Source organism: Hydrogenophaga sp. ANAO-22 (assembly GCF_042466645.1).
Classification (GTDB): Bacteria; Pseudomonadota; Gammaproteobacteria; order Burkholderiales; family Burkholderiaceae_C; genus Hydrogenophaga.
Genome location: NZ_CP159956.1, coordinates 80,424 through 95,201 on the forward strand (window position 1 = coordinate 80,424; position 14,778 = coordinate 95,201).

14 protein-coding genes are annotated in these 14,778 nt (G+C 70.6%); 1 reads left to right on the plus strand and 13 read right to left on the minus strand.

The features are described from left to right. Window positions 1-26: 26 nt before the first annotated feature. Genes ABSY19_RS00375 through ABSY19_RS00400 form a run of 6 tightly spaced genes read right to left on the minus strand, consistent with a single transcriptional unit; the run spans window position 27 to window position 5,556 of the window. Complete coding sequence (locus ABSY19_RS00375) at window positions 27-1,157, minus strand: hypothetical protein (protein WP_382158046.1); 1,131 nt, start codon at window positions 1,155-1,157, stop codon at window positions 27-29. Further along, window positions 1,154-1,669, minus strand: a complete 516-nt coding sequence (locus tag ABSY19_RS00380) for a hypothetical protein (RefSeq protein ID WP_382158048.1) — start codon at window positions 1,667-1,669, stop codon at window positions 1,154-1,156. The genes ABSY19_RS00375 and ABSY19_RS00380 overlap by 4 nt, the downstream gene beginning before the upstream one ends. Then, window positions 1,666-2,703 carry a phosphotransferase family protein gene (locus tag ABSY19_RS00385; protein WP_382158050.1) on the minus strand — a complete coding sequence of 346 codons (1,038 nt, stop codon included), beginning with the start codon at window positions 2,701-2,703 and terminating at the stop codon, window positions 1,666-1,668. The genes ABSY19_RS00380 and ABSY19_RS00385 overlap by 4 nt, the downstream gene beginning before the upstream one ends. A 4-nt stretch (window positions 2,704-2,707) precedes the next feature. Beyond that, entirely contained in the window at window positions 2,708-4,012 is a 1,305-nt protein-coding gene (locus ABSY19_RS00390; protein ID WP_382158052.1) for a TRAP transporter large permease, read from the minus strand. After that, window positions 4,012-4,518 carry a TRAP transporter small permease gene (locus ABSY19_RS00395; protein WP_382158054.1) on the minus strand — a complete coding sequence of 169 codons (507 nt, stop codon included), beginning with the start codon at window positions 4,516-4,518 and terminating at the stop codon, window positions 4,012-4,014. Before ABSY19_RS00395 ends, ABSY19_RS00390 begins: the two co-directional genes overlap by 1 nt. 6 nt (window positions 4,519-4,524) lie before the next feature. Further along, a complete protein-coding gene (locus ABSY19_RS00400; RefSeq protein WP_382158056.1) occupies window positions 4,525-5,556 on the minus strand; it encodes a TRAP transporter substrate-binding protein in 1,032 nt (343 codons plus the stop codon). 186 nt (window positions 5,557-5,742) lie between these two features. On the opposite strand from ABSY19_RS00400, the gene ABSY19_RS00405 reads away from it, so the two are divergent. Continuing rightward, the gene (locus ABSY19_RS00405) at window positions 5,743-6,690 is read left to right on the plus strand and encodes a DMT family transporter (protein ID WP_382158057.1); all 948 of its coding nucleotides are present in this window, start codon (window positions 5,743-5,745) and stop codon (window positions 6,688-6,690) included. Here the strand turns inward: ABSY19_RS00405 and ABSY19_RS00410 are convergent. The 7 genes from ABSY19_RS00410 to ABSY19_RS00440 are packed head-to-tail and all read right to left on the minus strand — an operon-like array spanning window position 6,647 to window position 14,778. Beyond that, window positions 6,647-7,261, minus strand: coding sequence for a TetR/AcrR family transcriptional regulator (locus tag ABSY19_RS00410; protein WP_382158059.1), 615 nt, complete (start codon window positions 7,259-7,261; stop codon window positions 6,647-6,649). The two genes, ABSY19_RS00405 and ABSY19_RS00410, sit on opposite strands and share 44 nt — an antisense overlap. Before the next feature lie 40 nt (window positions 7,262-7,301). Then, entirely contained in the window at window positions 7,302-8,513 is a 1,212-nt protein-coding gene (locus ABSY19_RS00415; protein WP_382158061.1) for a CoA transferase, read from the minus strand. Then, on the minus strand, window positions 8,510-10,180 hold the full coding sequence (locus tag ABSY19_RS00420; RefSeq protein WP_382158063.1) for an acyl-CoA dehydrogenase family protein: 1,671 nt from the start codon (window positions 10,178-10,180) through the stop codon (window positions 8,510-8,512). The genes ABSY19_RS00415 and ABSY19_RS00420 overlap by 4 nt, the downstream gene beginning before the upstream one ends. Next, entirely contained in the window at window positions 10,180-11,502 is a 1,323-nt protein-coding gene (locus tag ABSY19_RS00425) for a phytoene desaturase family protein (protein ID WP_382158065.1), read from the minus strand. Before ABSY19_RS00425 ends, ABSY19_RS00420 begins: the two co-directional genes overlap by 1 nt. Further along, a complete protein-coding gene (locus ABSY19_RS00430) occupies window positions 11,499-12,401 on the minus strand; it encodes an HpcH/HpaI aldolase/citrate lyase family protein (protein ID WP_382158067.1) in 903 nt (300 codons plus the stop codon). Before ABSY19_RS00430 ends, ABSY19_RS00425 begins: the two co-directional genes overlap by 4 nt. Window positions 12,402-12,409: 8 nt before the next feature. Further along, window positions 12,410-13,255 (minus strand): acyl-CoA dehydrogenase, encoded by an 846-nt coding sequence (locus ABSY19_RS00435; RefSeq protein ID WP_382158069.1) that lies wholly within the window; start codon window positions 13,253-13,255, stop codon window positions 12,410-12,412. After that, complete coding sequence (locus tag ABSY19_RS00440) at window positions 13,252-14,778, minus strand: 3-hydroxyacyl-CoA dehydrogenase (protein WP_382158071.1); 1,527 nt, start codon at window positions 14,776-14,778, stop codon at window positions 13,252-13,254. The genes ABSY19_RS00435 and ABSY19_RS00440 overlap by 4 nt, the downstream gene beginning before the upstream one ends.

The window sequence follows — 14,778 nt, forward strand, 5'->3', positions numbered from 1 at the left end:
GGTCTCCTGCGTGTTCTTGAGCGGCTTCAGAGCGCGGGGTGCTGCTGCGGCCCGGGGTAGCGAGCATAGCCTTGCGCCACGCCGTATTCGCTGATGCCGATGCCGGTGCGGCCCTCGCAGGTGGCGCGCACCACGTGGTCGCCCAGGGTGCGGGCGGCCGCGCGCGTGGCCGGGTCGTCGAGGTCCCACACGTCGTGCTCGGCGTGGTAGTCGCCCTTGGGGTCGCCGTGGTTCCAGCCCTGGAAGCCGCCGTACAGGCCGCCCTTCAGGTAGAAGCGGGCTTCCAGCCCTTCCATGCGCACGGTGCGCGGCGGGCCTTCGGCGAACTGCAAGGTGAAGGTGCCGGCTGAGATGGTCTGTCCCAGCGGGTCGTCGGCCCACGTCAGGTCGTGCGCGACGGCGGTGGCCTCGCGGTGCGCCATGCGGCCGTCGGCCCCGCGCACGAATTCGGTGGCCGAGAGGTAGTGCGGCTTGCCGGGCTCGCGCTCCTTCAGGAAGATGGAAAAACCCAGGTCCTCGAACTGGAACATCGACCAGGTCCAGAAGAAGCCGCTGTGCTGCTGCACCGGGGGCGCGGCCTCGTCGGTGCGCATCTCGGAGCGGATGCCCCAGGAATGGTCGCGCTGGCCCCACCAGGTCTGCGGCGTCACTTCGTGGCGCGCGCCGTGCAAAGCGAACCAGCCGCGCCAGCGGCCGAACTGCGAGATGCGCACCATGTCCTCTTCCACCACGCCCTTGCGCTCGCGGAAGTTCTGTTTCTCCTGCGCGGCGGGAAAGCTGGCCTCGAAGTCCAGCGCGAAGCTCAAGCCCGAGGCGTTGTCGGTGAGCGTGAGGCGGTGCCGCTTCATGCCCTCCACCACCTCGAAACGCAGCGGCCCCGCGCCGGCTTCCAGCGGCGTGGCGCCCAGCGCGCGCGAGGCGCGGAAGTTGTGCTGCCGCCGGCCCACGGTGATGCCGGCGAACACGTCCATCACGCCCTTGTTGGGGTAGTAGCCCATGCCGATGTCGAGGATCATGGGCACGCCGTCCACCGTGCCGGTGATCGGGTGCAGCGTGTACCAGTAGCGCTCGGTGAAGCGGGGGTCGCCTTGGCCGGCGCGCTGCGCGAAGGGCGCGGGGGCCTGGTGGCCGATCAGGTCGTCCTGGGCAGACATCATTTGAAAACTCCTTGGGCGTCGGCCGCTGGGCTCGGCGCGGTCATCGATGAAAAGTCGGCGCTCGGCACCAGGCGGCGCTGGGCCTTGAGCGTGAGGCGAAGCGCCGTGCGAAGCTGGTCGTGCAGTTCACCCGCCAGGGGCGCGGGCAGCCCGTCCGGCGGTGAGAACAGCCAGTCGGTGAAGCGGGCGAAGCGCCGCTCGGCGTCCGCCAAGGCGGCCTGCAGCGCGGCCTGGGTCTCGGGCCGGGCGGTGGACGCGGGCGCCAGGCCGCTCGGCGCGGTCTGCCCCGCCGCGGCCAGGCGGGCCGCCACCCGCGCCAGGCAGGCGTCGAGCAGTTCGAGCTGTTCGCGCGTCACGTCCGGCGACCAGACCACCATGCGCTCCACCTTGCCCAGCACGTCCAGCACGCCGGCCAGCTGCGAGCGCGCGTGGTCGCTCTGCAGTTCCGGCGCGATCTCGTCGCGCAGCGCGCGGCAGATGCTGCCCATCAGGGCGTCGAGCGACTGGTTCATGCGGCCTCCGCGATCAGCTTGTTGAGTTCCATCAGCGTGGAGGTGAGCTGGAAGCCCATCGCGGCCATGCGCACGTCGCGCGAGCGGCCGGTCTGCACGCGGATCATGGCGCCCATCAGCATCGCGGCCATCTTGAACTGCACCATCACCTCGTAGTAGCGCACCACCTCGGGCCGCACGCGCAGGCCGGTCTTCGCCTGCCAGCGCTGGTAGAAGACCTCGCGCTCGATCAGCCCGCCGATGCGCGAGGTGCCGGCGGCGAAGGTGCGCAGCCCGGCCCAGGCCAGGTCGGCGTGCGGGTCGCCCAGGTGCACCAGTTCCCAGTCGAGGATGGCGGTGATGCGGCCGTCCTGCTGCAGGAAGTTGCCCACCCGGTAGTCGCCGTGCACGATGGTGATGCGCTCGGCCTCGGGCGCGTGCGCTTCCAGCCAGCGCATGGCGTAGTGCATCTGCGGCGGCGTGGGACCGGTTCCCAGCTGGGCATGCCGCGTCCAGTAGCGCGTCTCGTGCAGCGCGGTGGTCCGCGGCGTGATGGGGCCCTCTTGCGCCCAGGCGGCCAGCGGGGTGGTGGTCCAGTCGAAGGCGTGGATGGCGCCGAGCGCATCGGCGAAGTCCTGGCCGAGCGACTGGTTGGCCGCTTCGCCGCGTTCGTCCGCGCCGCGCCAGGGCGTGGGCGTGTCGCCGGCCACGCGCTGCGTGATCACGAAGGGCGCGCCGAGGATGGCCGGGTCGTCGCTGTGCTCATAGGCCTGGGGGATGGGCAGGCCGGGCACGCTGGCCAGCGCGGCCAGCGCCTCGTACTCGGGCCGCGAGCTGTAGGGCGAGAACAGGCCGCCCGGGTCGCCCACGCGCAGGATCAGGTCCAGCGGCGCCTCGCCCGGTGACTCGGCGGTGAAGCCCAGGGTCACCCAGGACATGCCGGCCGGAAAGCGGCTCAGCCCGCTCACCTGGACCGGCTTGCGCCAGCGTTGGGACAGCCACGATTGAAGGCGCGCCGGCAGTTCGGGCGCCGCGGGGTCGAAGACAGGGTTCACGGTGTCAGGCAGCTGCCTTGAACAGCAGGTTGGGCAACCAGAGGGTCAGGGCCGGCACGGCGGCGATGAGCAGGATGCGCAGCACGTCGGCCACGATGAACGGAATCACGCCACGCACCACGGTCATCATGGGGATGTCGGGCATGACCGAGCGGATCACGAACAGGTTCACGCCGATGGGGGGCGTGATCAGGCCGATCTCCACCACCATCACGACCAGGATGCCGAACCACACCGGGTCGTAGCCCAGGGCCAGGATGATCGGGAAGAAGATCGGCACGGTCAGCAGGATCATCGACAGGCTTTCCAGCACCGTGCCGAGCAGGATGTACAGCACGATCATCAGCAGGATGATCCCGAACGGGGGCAGGCCGCTCTCCCGCACCACCTGCAGCAGGCCTTCGTGCACGCCGGTGAGGTTCACGAACTCGCCGAACAGCGCGGCGCCCAGGATGATGGCGAACATCATGGCCGAGGTGCGCGCGGTGTCGACCAGGATGGCGTAGATGTCCTTGAGCCTGAGCGAATGGTGCGTCAGCGCGAACACCAGGGCCGCCGCCGCGCCGATGCCCGAGGCTTCGACCGAGGTGAAGAAGCCGCCGTAGATGCCACCCATGACCACGCCGAAGATCAGCGCCACCGGCCACAGCGCGCGCAGCAGCGCCAGCTTGTTGACCGGCTCCTTGTCTTCGGCCAGCGGCGCGAGTTCCGGCTGGCGCCAGACCGACCACTTCACCGCCGCCATGTAGCCGCCGATGGCGATCAGGCCGGGCACGATGCCGGCGGCGAACAGCATGCCGATGTGCGTCTGTGTGGCCACGCCGTACACCACCATGATCACGCTGGGCGGGATCAGGATGCCCAGCGTGCCGCCCGCGGCGACCGCGGCCGACGAGAGCGAGTCGCCATAGCCGAGCTTGCGCATGGAGGGGATGGCCACCTTGCCCATGGTGGCCGCCGTGGCCACGCTGGAGCCGCAGATGGCGCCGAAACCGCCGCAGGCCACCACGGTGGCCATGGCCAGGCCGCCCCGGCGCCGGCCGATGAAGGCCTGCGCCGCGCGGAACAGATCGCCCGAGATGCCGGCACCGGCCACGAGGTTGCCCATCAGCACGAACAGCGGCAGCACGATCAGCGAATAGACCAGCGTGCTGTCCTTGGTGACGGTGGCCACCATGCTCAGCGCGGGCGTGAGGCCGTTGAGGATCACATAGCCGCCGAAGCCGGCGAGCGCCAGCGCGGTGGCGATCGGCACCTGGAACAGGATGAACGCGAACGCCACGAGAAAACCCAGACAGGCAGCGAGCATCAGATCACCTCGGTGGCGTGCGGCGCGGCGGGCGCGCCAGGATGGCGAAGGGTCCGCGCGGCGGCCAGCAGGAACGCGAGGGTGCTGACCGCGGCCATGACACCGATGGCACCCAGCACCCCGGACAGCGGCACGCCCAGCAGCGGCGTGGCTTCGCCGTAGCTGGCCGCGCGCAGTGCCTGGCGCACCATGCACCAGGCGATCAGCGCGAACACGACGGCCCCGATCAGACTGCCCAGCACGCGCTGCACCGTGTGCAGCCGCGCGGGCAGCTGGATCAGGTCGACGGTGATGTGGCCGAAGCCCAGCGCCAGCAAGGGATAGATGGCGAAGATCATCAGCGCCAGCACCATTTCCAGCAGCTCCGTGCCCCAGGGCAGTGGCGTGTTGAACAGGTTGCGGCCCAGCACGTCGATGAAGACGGTGACCATCAGGATCAGCAGGGCAACCGCGCCGATCGCTTCCAGGACACGGGTGATGCGTCCGTCGGGGGCTTTTGCGGTCATGGCGGCTTACTTGGCGGCGGCAATGTCGGCGCGCAGCTGATCCAGCACCTTCTGCGGATCGGCCATGCCCTTCTTCTTTGCCTTCTCGATCCAGTCGCGCTCGATGGGCAACAGCACCTGCTTGAGTTCGCCCAGCGCGGCCGCCGGGAACACCTCGGCCGGCTTGCCGGCCTTGCGCATGGTTTCGAAAGCGGCCTTGTCGCCGTTGGCGTAGGCGCGGCCGATGTTGCGCGCGAACACGTCGCCCGAAATCCGGGTGATCGCCTCGCGGTCTTCGGCGCGCAGCGACTTCCACTTATCCTCGTTGATGCCCAGCACCAGCACGGTGTTGTAGACCGCGCCGGGCACGATGGTGGCGTAGGGCACGAGCTCGGTCAGCTTGAAGGCGGGGATCGACTCGGGCGGCATGAAGGTGCCGTCGATCACGCCGGAGGACAGCAGCTCATAGGTTTCGCTCACCGGCTTGGAGATCGGCACCGCGCCCAGCAGCGTGAGCGCCTGCGTGGCGCTGGTCTGCGGGCTGCGCATCTTCAAGCCCTTGAAGTCGGCCACGCTGCGCAGCGGGCGCTTGGCGTTGAAGATCTGGCCGGGCGAGACCACGTAGACCGACAGCGGGTGCACGCCCTTGAACTCGTTGTACGAGGCCAGGTGCTTGCGGTAGAAGCGGTCGGCCAGCGGCGCGTACACCTCGGGGTTGTCGCTCACGAACGGCAGTTGCAGCACCTCGAGCAGGTCGAAGCGGTTGGGCGTGTAGCCCGGAATGAAGATCACCAGATCGGCCTGGCCGTCGCGCGCCACGTCGAACTGCGCCGGCAGCGTGCCCACCACCTTGGGTGCGGTGTCGATCTTCACACGGCCCTGCGTGGCCTTCTCGACCTCGGCGATCCAGGGCTCCACCACCTCCACGCGCATGGCCTGCCCCGGCGGCAGCCAGTTGGAGTACTTGATGACGGTGGTCTGCGCCATGGCGGGCGCGCTGGCGGCGAAGGCACTGGCCAAAGCGAGGGCTGCGGTGAGCCTGGGAAGGGAAAAACGCATGCTTGTCTCCTGGGTGGATTGACGTGAGAACGACCAAACGCTGGCAGCCCGTATAATAGACCGACGGGACGGTTTAACAAAACAATTGATCGAAAAAATCCCTAGGGATTTCCCGTATCAAAGGCCGGTTCAGATGAATCTTCTGCCTCTGGATCGATTACAAATATGACTCATGGGACGGTTTTAATGGGCATCAACCCCAACCATCCGCCGGTTTCCGGCACGGTCCGCCGCCGGTGGGCGCTGGTGGTGGCGCTGGCCCTGATGCTGCTGTGGGGCAGCAACTACAGCGTGCAGAAGGCGGTGATGGCGCAGATCGGGCCGGGGGCCCTGGTCTTCGCGCGCTACCTCGTCACGCCGGCCTGCGCCATCGCCCTGCTGCTGTGGCGCCACGGGTGGCGCTGGCCGCGGCTGGAACGGCGCGACTGGCTGGGCCTGGCGGGCCTGGCCCTGCTTGGCCACATCGCTCACGTCAACGTGATGACGCAGGCCATGCACCTGTCCACCGCATTCTCCAGCGCGCTCATCTCCGCGCTCGGCCCCATGTTCACGCTGCTGCTGGTGCGCGTGCTGCACAGCCAGCGCTTCACGCGCCTGCAGGTGGGCGGTGTGGCGCTGGCCATGGCGGGCGTGCTGGTGTTCCTGTCGGACAAGGTCGCGCTCATGAGAACGCAAGGCCTGGGCGACCTGCTGTTGCTGCTCGCCGCCCTGCTCTTCTCGGCCCACACGGTGGCCGCCAGCCGGCTGTTCGCCCGCCATGGCGTCACCCTGGTGATGGCCTACACCACGCTGCTGGCGATGGTGCCCATGCTGCTCATCAACGCGCCGCAGGCCTTGCAAGTGCCGTGGGCCAGCCTGGGCGCGGCCGTCTGGGGCGCCCTGCTGTGGTCGCTGGCGGTGGCGTCGTTCGCGGGCTGGCTGGCCTGGGGCTGGCTCAACGACCACCTGGGCGTGGCGCGCACGGCGCCCCTGCTCTACCTGCTGCCGCCGGTGGCGGGGCTGATCTCGTGGCTGGCGCTGGGCGAGACCTTCAGCGCCCTGAAGATCGCCGGTGCCGTGATGGCCGGCGTGGGCGTGGCGGCCACGCAGTTCAGCTGTAGCCCGGCGGATGGTCCCCGCCGTCGAAGCCCTTGAGGTAGACCTCGGTCAGGCGGTCGGCCAGCTCGTGCGGCGTCATGCCGCCGCCCCGGCGGTACCAGGTCGCGGTCGAGATCATCGAGCCGTAGAGGAACAGCGCGTAGGACGCGCTCTCGCGCCGCCGCCGCATGAGGTGCGGGTTGATGTCGGTGAGCAGATCGATCACGAAGTCCAGCGCCTTGGCCTGCGCCAGCTTGATCCCCTGCTGCTGCAGCGTCGGCAGGAACTTGAGGTCGTTGGTCAGCACCGTGTGCTCGTGGCGCTTTTCCGCGGCCCGCGTCACCATGGCCCGCACCAGGTTCGTCAGCCGTTCCCGGCTCGTGCCCGGGCCCTGCGCGATGGCCTCGAGCTCGGCCACCGAGCTCATGATGTGCTCGGTGATGATCTCGAGCAGCAGCACTTCCTTGCCAGGGAAGTAGTGGTACAGCGCGGACTTCGACATGCTGCACGCCGCCGCGATGTCCTGCAGCCGGGCACTCTCGTAGCTCGTGCTCGCGAAGAGCGCGGCTGCGACGTCGAGGATCCTCTGGCGTTTGTCGTCGTGGTTCCTTGCAAGCGATCGGGTCATCGTGTTCCGCTCAAGTTTTGAGGCGGCTATTCTGACCCAACTAGACCACGCCCCTGTCGCGAAGATCCCCGAATTGCGCCTGGGATACCCCCAGGAGTTCAAACAGCACCTCGCCCGTGTGCTGGCCCAGCGTGGGCGCGGTTCCCGCAGGGATGCGATCCATGCCCGAGAAGTTCAGCGGCAGCCCGGCCGCCAGGTGCGGCCCCACGCCAGGCTGGTCGATGGTGCGGAACATCGGGTTGGCCGGCGAGCAGGCCTCGTCCTGCGTCACCAGTTGCGTGAGTGTCTGGTACTTGCCCCAGCAGGCGCCCTGCTTCGTCAGCGCCTCAGCGGCCTGCGCGAAGCTGTGGCGCGACATCCAGGCCTCCACCAGTGCACCGAGTTCCTTGCGCGCCTGGAAGCGGTGGCCTTCCAGGTCCAGGTCCAGGCCCAGGCGGTCGCCCAGCGCCTTCACGGCCTCATTCAGGCCCATGGCCTCGGAGATCGCCTGCCATTGTTTCAAGGTCAGGCCGACGACGATCACGCGCTCGCCGTCCGCCGTCTTGAAGTCGCGGCCGAAGGCGCCGAACAACTCGTTGCCGTGGCGCTCGCGTTGCTGGCCGAGTTGCGCTTCGGCGATCAGGCCGAGGTGACTCACGGCCGCGAGGGCCACGTCTTCCAGCGGCAGCTTCACGTGCTGGCCCTGGCCGGTCTTGAGGCGGTGGCGTTCGGCGGCCAGCAGGCCCACGGCCGCCATCTGGCCGGTGACGAGGTCCCAGGCCGGCAGCACGTGGTTGACGGCCTCGTTCGTGGCCGCGCCGCGCTCGTCGCCGGTGATGTAGGGGATGCCGACGCGCGAGTTGATGGTGTAGTCCACCGCCGAACCGCCGTGCCGGTCGCCCTGCACGGTGAGCTGGATCAGGTCGGCGCGCCTCTCTTTCAGCTTGTCGTGGTCCAGCCAGCCGCGCGGTGGAAAGTTGGTGAGCAGGATGCCCGCGTCCTCGCCCGGCGCGGTGATCAGCGCCATGGCGATCTCGCGGGCTTCGGGCTTGCTCAGGTCCAGCGCGACCGAGCGCTTGGACTTGTTGAGGCCGCACCAGAACAGGCTCACGTCGTCCCGGGTCACGGGCCAGCGCTTGTAATCCAGCCCGCCGCCCAGGGTGTCGATGCGAATCACGTCGGCGCCCATCTGCGCCAGCGTCATGCCGCCCAGGGGCGCGGCGACGAAGGCGGCGGCTTCGACCACCCGCATGCCGCAGAGGATGGGTTTCATGGTTTGAGTGCGTCTTCCAACAGGCTGCGACCGATGACTTTGAGCGCCAGCGTTTCCTCCGCGCCCTCGAAGATCGAGAGCACGCGCGCGTCCACGAAGTAGCGGCTCACGGCGCTTTCCTCAGCGTAACCCATGCCGCCATGCAGCTGCAGCGCTTCGCGCGTGACCATCTCGGCCGAGCGGCAGGCCAGCAGCTTGACCAGGCTGGCCTCCATGCGGCCACCGCCGGCATTGAGCTGCTCGGCGATGGCGTAGGCCAGCGTGCGGCAGGCCGCCAGGCGCGCGGCCATGCGCGCGAGCTTGGCCAGGGTGAGCGCGTAGGCCTGCAGCGGCGCGCCGAACACCTTGCGGTCGGCCGTGTAGCGCATCGAGGCGCGCAGCGCCGCGCGCATCACGCCGCAGGCGCGGGCCGAGGTCTGCATGCGCCCGCCCACCATGCCGGCCATGGTGAAGTAGAAGCCCTTGCCCAGGCCGCCCGCGCCGCCGATCACGTTGGCGTCGGGCACGAAGAACTGGTCGAAGGCGAGGTCGAACGAGTGCATGCCCCGGTAGCCGATGGTGGGAATCGCCTTGCCGCTCAGGCGCCCGCCGCCGGGCTGCTGGAAGTCGAAGGCGTGGCCGTCGTAGGACGGTTTTTCCACCAGCAGCACGCTCAGGCCCCGGTAGCCGGCGGAGCGGTCGGGGTCGGTGCGCGTGACCACCATCAGCAGGCCGGCCTTGCCGGCGAAGGTGCACCAGGTCTTGGCGCCGTTGAGCAGCCAGCCGCCCTCGGTGCGCGTGCCTTTCAGAGCCAGGCTCGCCACGTCCGAGCCGTAGTCGGGCTCGGTGATGGCGATGGCGCACAGCGGGTCACCCGCCGCGATGCGCGGCAGCCAGGTGGCTTTCTGTTCTTCGGTGCCGCCGCTGATGAGCGCGCGGCTCAGGATCTCGGGCCGCGTGATCAGGCTGCCAGCTGCCGCCAGCGAGGCTTCGGACAAGGCCTCGGTGACGACCACCATCATGGTCGCGTCCTCGCCCTCGTCGGGCCCGGTGCCGCCGTGCGACTCGGGGATGGACAGGCCGAACACGCCCATGTCGCGCATGGGCTGCAGCAGCGATTCGGGCACGGTCGCGTCGTGCCGGTGGATGTGCTCGGCCTGGGGCGCCACCACATCGGCGGCGAAGCGGCGGAACGCGTCCTGCGCCATCACCACCGGGTCTTCCAATGCCACGCTGCCCAGCTCCACCGCGTCGCCGGCGGCCACCAGGGCACGGCCGGCGGCCGTGAGCGCCTGCGCGCCGCCCGCCGCGCCGCGCAGCGCGGCCCAGTCGGCGTCGGCGCCCAGTTGCTGCAGGGGCGCGAGCGGCAGGCCCAGCTCGATGCAGAGCGCCTCCAGGCGCGGCAGCAGCGCGGCGATGGCGTCCACCGCGAAGATCAGGGCCAGTTGCGACTGCAGCGGATCGCCGTCGAGCCGCGCCAGCGTGGTCTCGGCGGCCAGCAGGTCGGCGCTGGCCCAGGCGATCTCGAAGGTCGCGACCTGTTGCTCGTCCAGCTTCGCCCCGTCGAGCTGGCAGCCTGGCGCGCAGGCCCTGGCGAGCGCGGCCACGCCGTGCTCGAACAGCGGGCGCAACCGCGCCAGCAGCGCGCGCGCCTGGTCCACCTGCGCTTGAAGCTCGGCGATGGCCATCACGCCGCCGCCGCCACGCGGGCGCCGTCCAGGTGGGCTTCGGCCTGGCGCGCGGCCTCGCGGCCGGTGTAGGCGCAGGCCTGGGTGCCACCGTCGCCATAGTCCTTCACCGCGTCGCCCACGTGCCAGAGGTTGGCCAGCGGCGTGGTCTGCGGCATATCGAAGCCGGCGCAGGAGCGCTGGGCCGGCCAGCCGTCGCGCATCACGCGCACCGAGAGCATCTTGGCCTGCGCGAAGCCGGGGAACTCGTCGCGCAGGTCCTGCAGCGAGGCCTCGATCTCGGTCTTCTCGTCGAAGTCGCCGATGGCCGGGCGCGGCACGGCATAGGCCACGTACTGGTGCCAGCCGGCCGGCGCGAGCTCGGGGCAGGTGGCGGTGAGCTCGCCCATGTTGCACAGGCGGCGCGTCTTGCCGAAGGTGACCAGGCCGGGCACGTCCACCAGGCGCTGCTGCGTGGCGAAGTTGATGACGATGTTGGCCGAGGGCTTGGGCGCGGTGTGCGCGAGCCGGATGTAGTCGCCGCCGAAGGCCTCGCCGCCGGGCAGGTCCACCGTGGCGCGCGGGCCGATGTTGCTGATCACGGTGCGGGCCTGGATGCGCGTGGCCACGCCGTCCTTCATCACGGTCACACCGCTGGCCAGGCCGTCCTGCGTGTGCAGCTGGGTCACCGGCGCGTCGAGCCAGATCTCGCCGCCGGCTTGGCGGATGCCGTCGGCCAGGTCGTTCCACAGGCCCACGGTGCCACGCGGGCAGAAGCCGAAGCGCTTGAACGCGCCCTTGACCGCGAAGTAGGTCAGGAAGGCGCGCGCGGGCACCTCGTCGTCGTTGGCGGCGAAGATGGCGGCGCACAGGTTGCGGAAGATCGCATGCACGGTCTCGTTCTTCGTGTATTGGCTGAGCCACTCCTTGGTGCTCATCTTGGCCTCGGGCAGGTCGCCCGCGCGCGCGTCGGCGAACTTGGTGCCGATCTTGGCGGCCTGCTTGGTGAAGGTGCCCAGCAGCATGCCCCAGCCGCCCTTGGCGACGTTGATGACCTTGCCGTCGATCAGGAACACGGTGGCCGGGCTGGGCTCGCGGATGTCCAGCGGCACGTTGAGCAGGCCGAAGGTTTCCTCGAAGACGCCGCCGCGCTCGATGGCGATGGCGCCGATGTTGACGGTGAAACCGTCGATCTGTTCGCTCGAGGCGCGGCCGCCGACGCGGCCCAGGCTCTCGACGACCAGCACCTTGCGGCCGGCGGCCACGAGGCGCGCCGCCGCGCTGAGTCCGCCGGCGCCGGCGCCGATCACGACCGCGTCATACACGGTGGGGTGGGTGTTCATGGGTGTGTCTCCTGTTGGGTGGAAAGGGGGGCCGGTGCGGCGGCGCGGCGCAGGATTTCCCGCGCGCGCGCCACCACGGGCAGATCGACCATCTTCGAGCGGTACTCGGCCGCGCCGCGGCCTTCGCGCGCGGCGGCCTCGAAGGCTTCGATGGCGCCGCGCGCGTGTTCGATGTCTTCCGTCGAAGGCGAGAAACCGGCGTTCATCACCGCCACCTGCGTGGGGTGGATGCACAGGCCGCCGACGAAGCCGAGCTGGCGCGCCAGGCCGATGGTCTGCGCGAAGGCTTCGGCGTTGCCGTAGTCGGCGATGGAGCCGGGAAAGCCGAACGGCAGGATGCCGGCGCGCCGGCAGGCGAACAGCACCAGCTGGTTGGGCAGCAGCAGCGCCTCGCGCACCGGTGCCATGCCGGCGGAGGCGGAAAAATCCTCGGGGCCGAGCATCATGCCCAGCATGCGCGGCGTGCAACGCGCGATGGCGTCGAGCTCGGACAGGGCCTGCACGTCCTCGATCAGCGCGATCAGCCGCGTGTGGCCGGCGGGCAGGCCGCGCAACGCCTCCGCGCGGTCGATGCGCCGCGCCACTTCGCGCACGGTGGCGTCGTCGTTCACCTTGGGCAGCACCAGCGCGCTCACGGCGGGGCCGACGGCGGCGTCGATGTCGGGCGCGGCGAGTTCCCAGGGCTGGTTCACGCGCACCAGAACGGGCGTGCCGTGGGCCGCGATGGCGGCGGCGGCCTGCGGCACGGCGGCGCGCGCCTGCGCCTTCTGCGCCAGCGGCACGCTGTCTTCGAGGTCGAGCACGCAGGCGTCGGCGCCGCGCGCGTGGGCGCGCTCGACGAAGCGCGGCACGTGCGCCGGCACGAACAGCATGGATCGCCAGATCGGGTGATGGCGCATGGCGGCGTTCAACCCAGCGTGGCGCGGGCCGTCATGCCCACCTGGCCGTGCGCGTCCTGCGTCCAGAGCTCGACCGTGTCGCCCTCGGCGGCGGCGCAGAGTTGCAGCGTGTCGGTGTCGAAGGCGGGGCGCAGCGCGCGGAACGAAAAGGACCGCACCGGCACGCCGGGCCGGCCGCGCGCCAGCAGGTCCAGCAGCGCGGTGGCCAGCAGCGGGCCGTGCACCACCAGCGCGGGGTAGAACTCCTCGCGCACCGCGTAGTCGCGGTCGTAGTGGATGCGGTGGCCGTTGTAGGTGAGCGCGGAGAAACGGAACAGCAGCGCCGGGTCGGGCTGCAGCACGGCCGACCATTGCGCGGCTTTCGCGGCCTGCTCGCCCGCTGGCAGGGGCGCGGGGCCGGTGGGCGCTTCGCGGTAGACGATGTTCTGCTCTTCACGGATGCAGACCTGGCCGCCCTGCTCCAGCACGTGGTCCACGGTCACGAAGACCAGCGGGCCGCTGCGGCCTTCCTTCAGGTCCACGCTGCGCACGGTGGAGGTCTTGCGCGCGGCTGCGCCCAGGCGCAGCGGGGTCTCGCACTGCAGTGAGCCCGCGGCCCACATGCGGCGCGGCAGCGGCACCGGCGGCAGGAAACCGCCGCGCTGCGGATGCCCGTCGACGCCGGTGGCGGCGCGCGCGGGCGTATCCAGGAAGTACAGCCAGTGCCAGGGCAGCGGCAGCGCCTCGCCCACCGCCGGTGGCGCGGCGCGGTCCAGCAGGCCGCTCAGGGCGGCGGCGGGAAAGGGCTCCAGTGTCTGCTCGGCCACTTGCTCGCGGCCCACCCATTCGCGCAGGTGGTGAATGTCGATGCTCATGAGCGAGATGCCTCCGGCGTGAGCAGGGACACGCCCAGCGCCACGCGCCGCACCAGCCAGGGGCTGGGCCGGTAGCGCGGGTCACCGGTCTCGGCTTGCATGGTGCGCAGAATCTCCAGGATGCGCGCGCCGCCGATGCGGTCGCCCCAGGCCAGCGGGCCGTGCGGGTAACCCAGACCGAGTTTCACCGCGTCCTCGATGTCGGCCACGCTGGCGATGCCGCGCTGCGCGATCTGCGCCGCGATGTTGACGATGGTGGCGAGCACGCGCTGGGCGATGAAGCCTGGGCTGTCGTTGATGACGGTGACCGGCACGCCGTCGGCCGCCAGCAGGCCCCAGGCGGCGTCGCGCGCGGCGGCCGAGGTGAGCGCGGTGAGCATGAGCGTGCGGCGCAGGGCCAGCGGCACCATGGGGTCGACGGCGACGGTGCGCGCGGCGTCCAGGCCGAGCGCGGCGGCCGCGTGGCTGGCGTCGCCGCCCCAGGGCTGCACGATGCAGACCTCGGCCTGCGCCGCGCCGTCGGTGAGCCGCGCGCCCGCGCCGCTCAGCAGGGCAATCAGTTCGGCACGGCCGCTGGCCTGCGGGTCGATCCACACCGCCACCCCGGCGCGTGGCGGCGGCACGGGGCGCGCGGGCGCGGCGCGGCGGGTGTCGCCGTCGTAGACGTACCAGCCCTCCCCGGTCTTGCGGCCGAACAGGCCGGCGGCCACGCGCGGCGCCACCAGCGACGAGGGCCGGAAGCGCGGCTCGTGCTGGAACTGCTCGTAGATCGAGGCCATGACCTTGCTCGACACATCCAGGCCGGTAAGGTCCAGCAGCTCGAACGGACCCATGCGAAAACCCACGCCCTCGCGCAGCACGTCGTCCACGTCGGCAGGCGTTGCGGCCTGCTCTTCCAGCACACGCAGGCCTTCGGTGTAGAGGCCGCGCCCCGCGTGGTTCACGAGAAAGCCGGGCTGGTCGGCCGTGACCACCGCGCGGTGGCCGGCGCCGCTCACCAGCTCGCTCAGGGTCTGCACCGTCTGCGGCGAGGTGCGCAGCGCGGCGATCACCTCCGCCACCTTCATCAGCGGCACCGGGTTGAAGAAATGCAGGCCGGCCACGCGCGCCGGGTGGCGGCAGGCGGCGGCGATGTCGGCCACGGTGAGCGAAGACGTGTTGCTCGCGAGCACCGTGGTCTCGGCGACCACGGCCTCCAGCGCACCGAACAGCTGGCGCTTGACGGCCAGGTCTTCCACGATGGCTTCGATCACCACGTCGCAGCCGGCGAGCCCGGCCATGCCGTCGCAGGGCGAGACGCTCGCGCGGATCGCCTCGAAGGCCTCGGCGCCGAGCCGGCCCTTGTCCACGCCGCGCCCGATCATGCCGAGCGCGAACTCGACGGCCTTGGCAGCGGCACCGGGGGCCGCGTCGAAACAGCGCACGCGGTGGCCCGCCTGCGCGAACAGCTGGACGATGCCGCGCCCCATGGCGCCGGCACCCACCACGCCCAGGGTGAGCGGTTTCACGTTGTTGGAAGTCAT

Coding starts and splice junctions, on each gene's coding strand:
- ABSY19_RS00375 (WP_382158046.1), bottom strand. CDS start 1,157: ATGATGTCTGCCCAGGACGACCTGATCGGCCACCAGGCCCCCGCGCCC.
- ABSY19_RS00380 (WP_382158048.1), bottom strand. CDS start 1,669: ATGAACCAGTCGCTCGACGCCCTGATGGGCAGCATCTGCCGCGCGCTG.
- ABSY19_RS00390 (WP_382158052.1), bottom strand. CDS start 4,012: ATGCTCGCTGCCTGTCTGGGTTTTCTCGTGGCGTTCGCGTTCATCCTG.
- ABSY19_RS00395 (WP_382158054.1), bottom strand. CDS start 4,518: ATGACCGCAAAAGCCCCCGACGGACGCATCACCCGTGTCCTGGAAGCG.
- ABSY19_RS00400 (WP_382158056.1), bottom strand. CDS start 5,556: ATGCGTTTTTCCCTTCCCAGGCTCACCGCAGCCCTCGCTTTGGCCAGT.
- ABSY19_RS00405 (WP_382158057.1), top strand. CDS start 5,743: ATGGGCATCAACCCCAACCATCCGCCGGTTTCCGGCACGGTCCGCCGC.
- ABSY19_RS00410 (WP_382158059.1), bottom strand. CDS start 7,261: ATGACCCGATCGCTTGCAAGGAACCACGACGACAAACGCCAGAGGATC.
- ABSY19_RS00415 (WP_382158061.1), bottom strand. CDS start 8,513: ATGAAACCCATCCTCTGCGGCATGCGGGTGGTCGAAGCCGCCGCCTTC.
- ABSY19_RS00420 (WP_382158063.1), bottom strand. CDS start 10,180: ATGGCCATCGCCGAGCTTCAAGCGCAGGTGGACCAGGCGCGCGCGCTG.
- ABSY19_RS00425 (WP_382158065.1), bottom strand. CDS start 11,502: ATGAACACCCACCCCACCGTGTATGACGCGGTCGTGATCGGCGCCGGC.
- ABSY19_RS00430 (WP_382158067.1), bottom strand. CDS start 12,401: ATGCGCCATCACCCGATCTGGCGATCCATGCTGTTCGTGCCGGCGCAC.
- ABSY19_RS00435 (WP_382158069.1), bottom strand. CDS start 13,255: ATGAGCATCGACATTCACCACCTGCGCGAATGGGTGGGCCGCGAGCAA.
- ABSY19_RS00440 (WP_382158071.1), bottom strand. CDS start 14,778: ATGACTTCCAACAACGTGAAACCGCTCACCCTGGGCGTGGTGGGTGCC.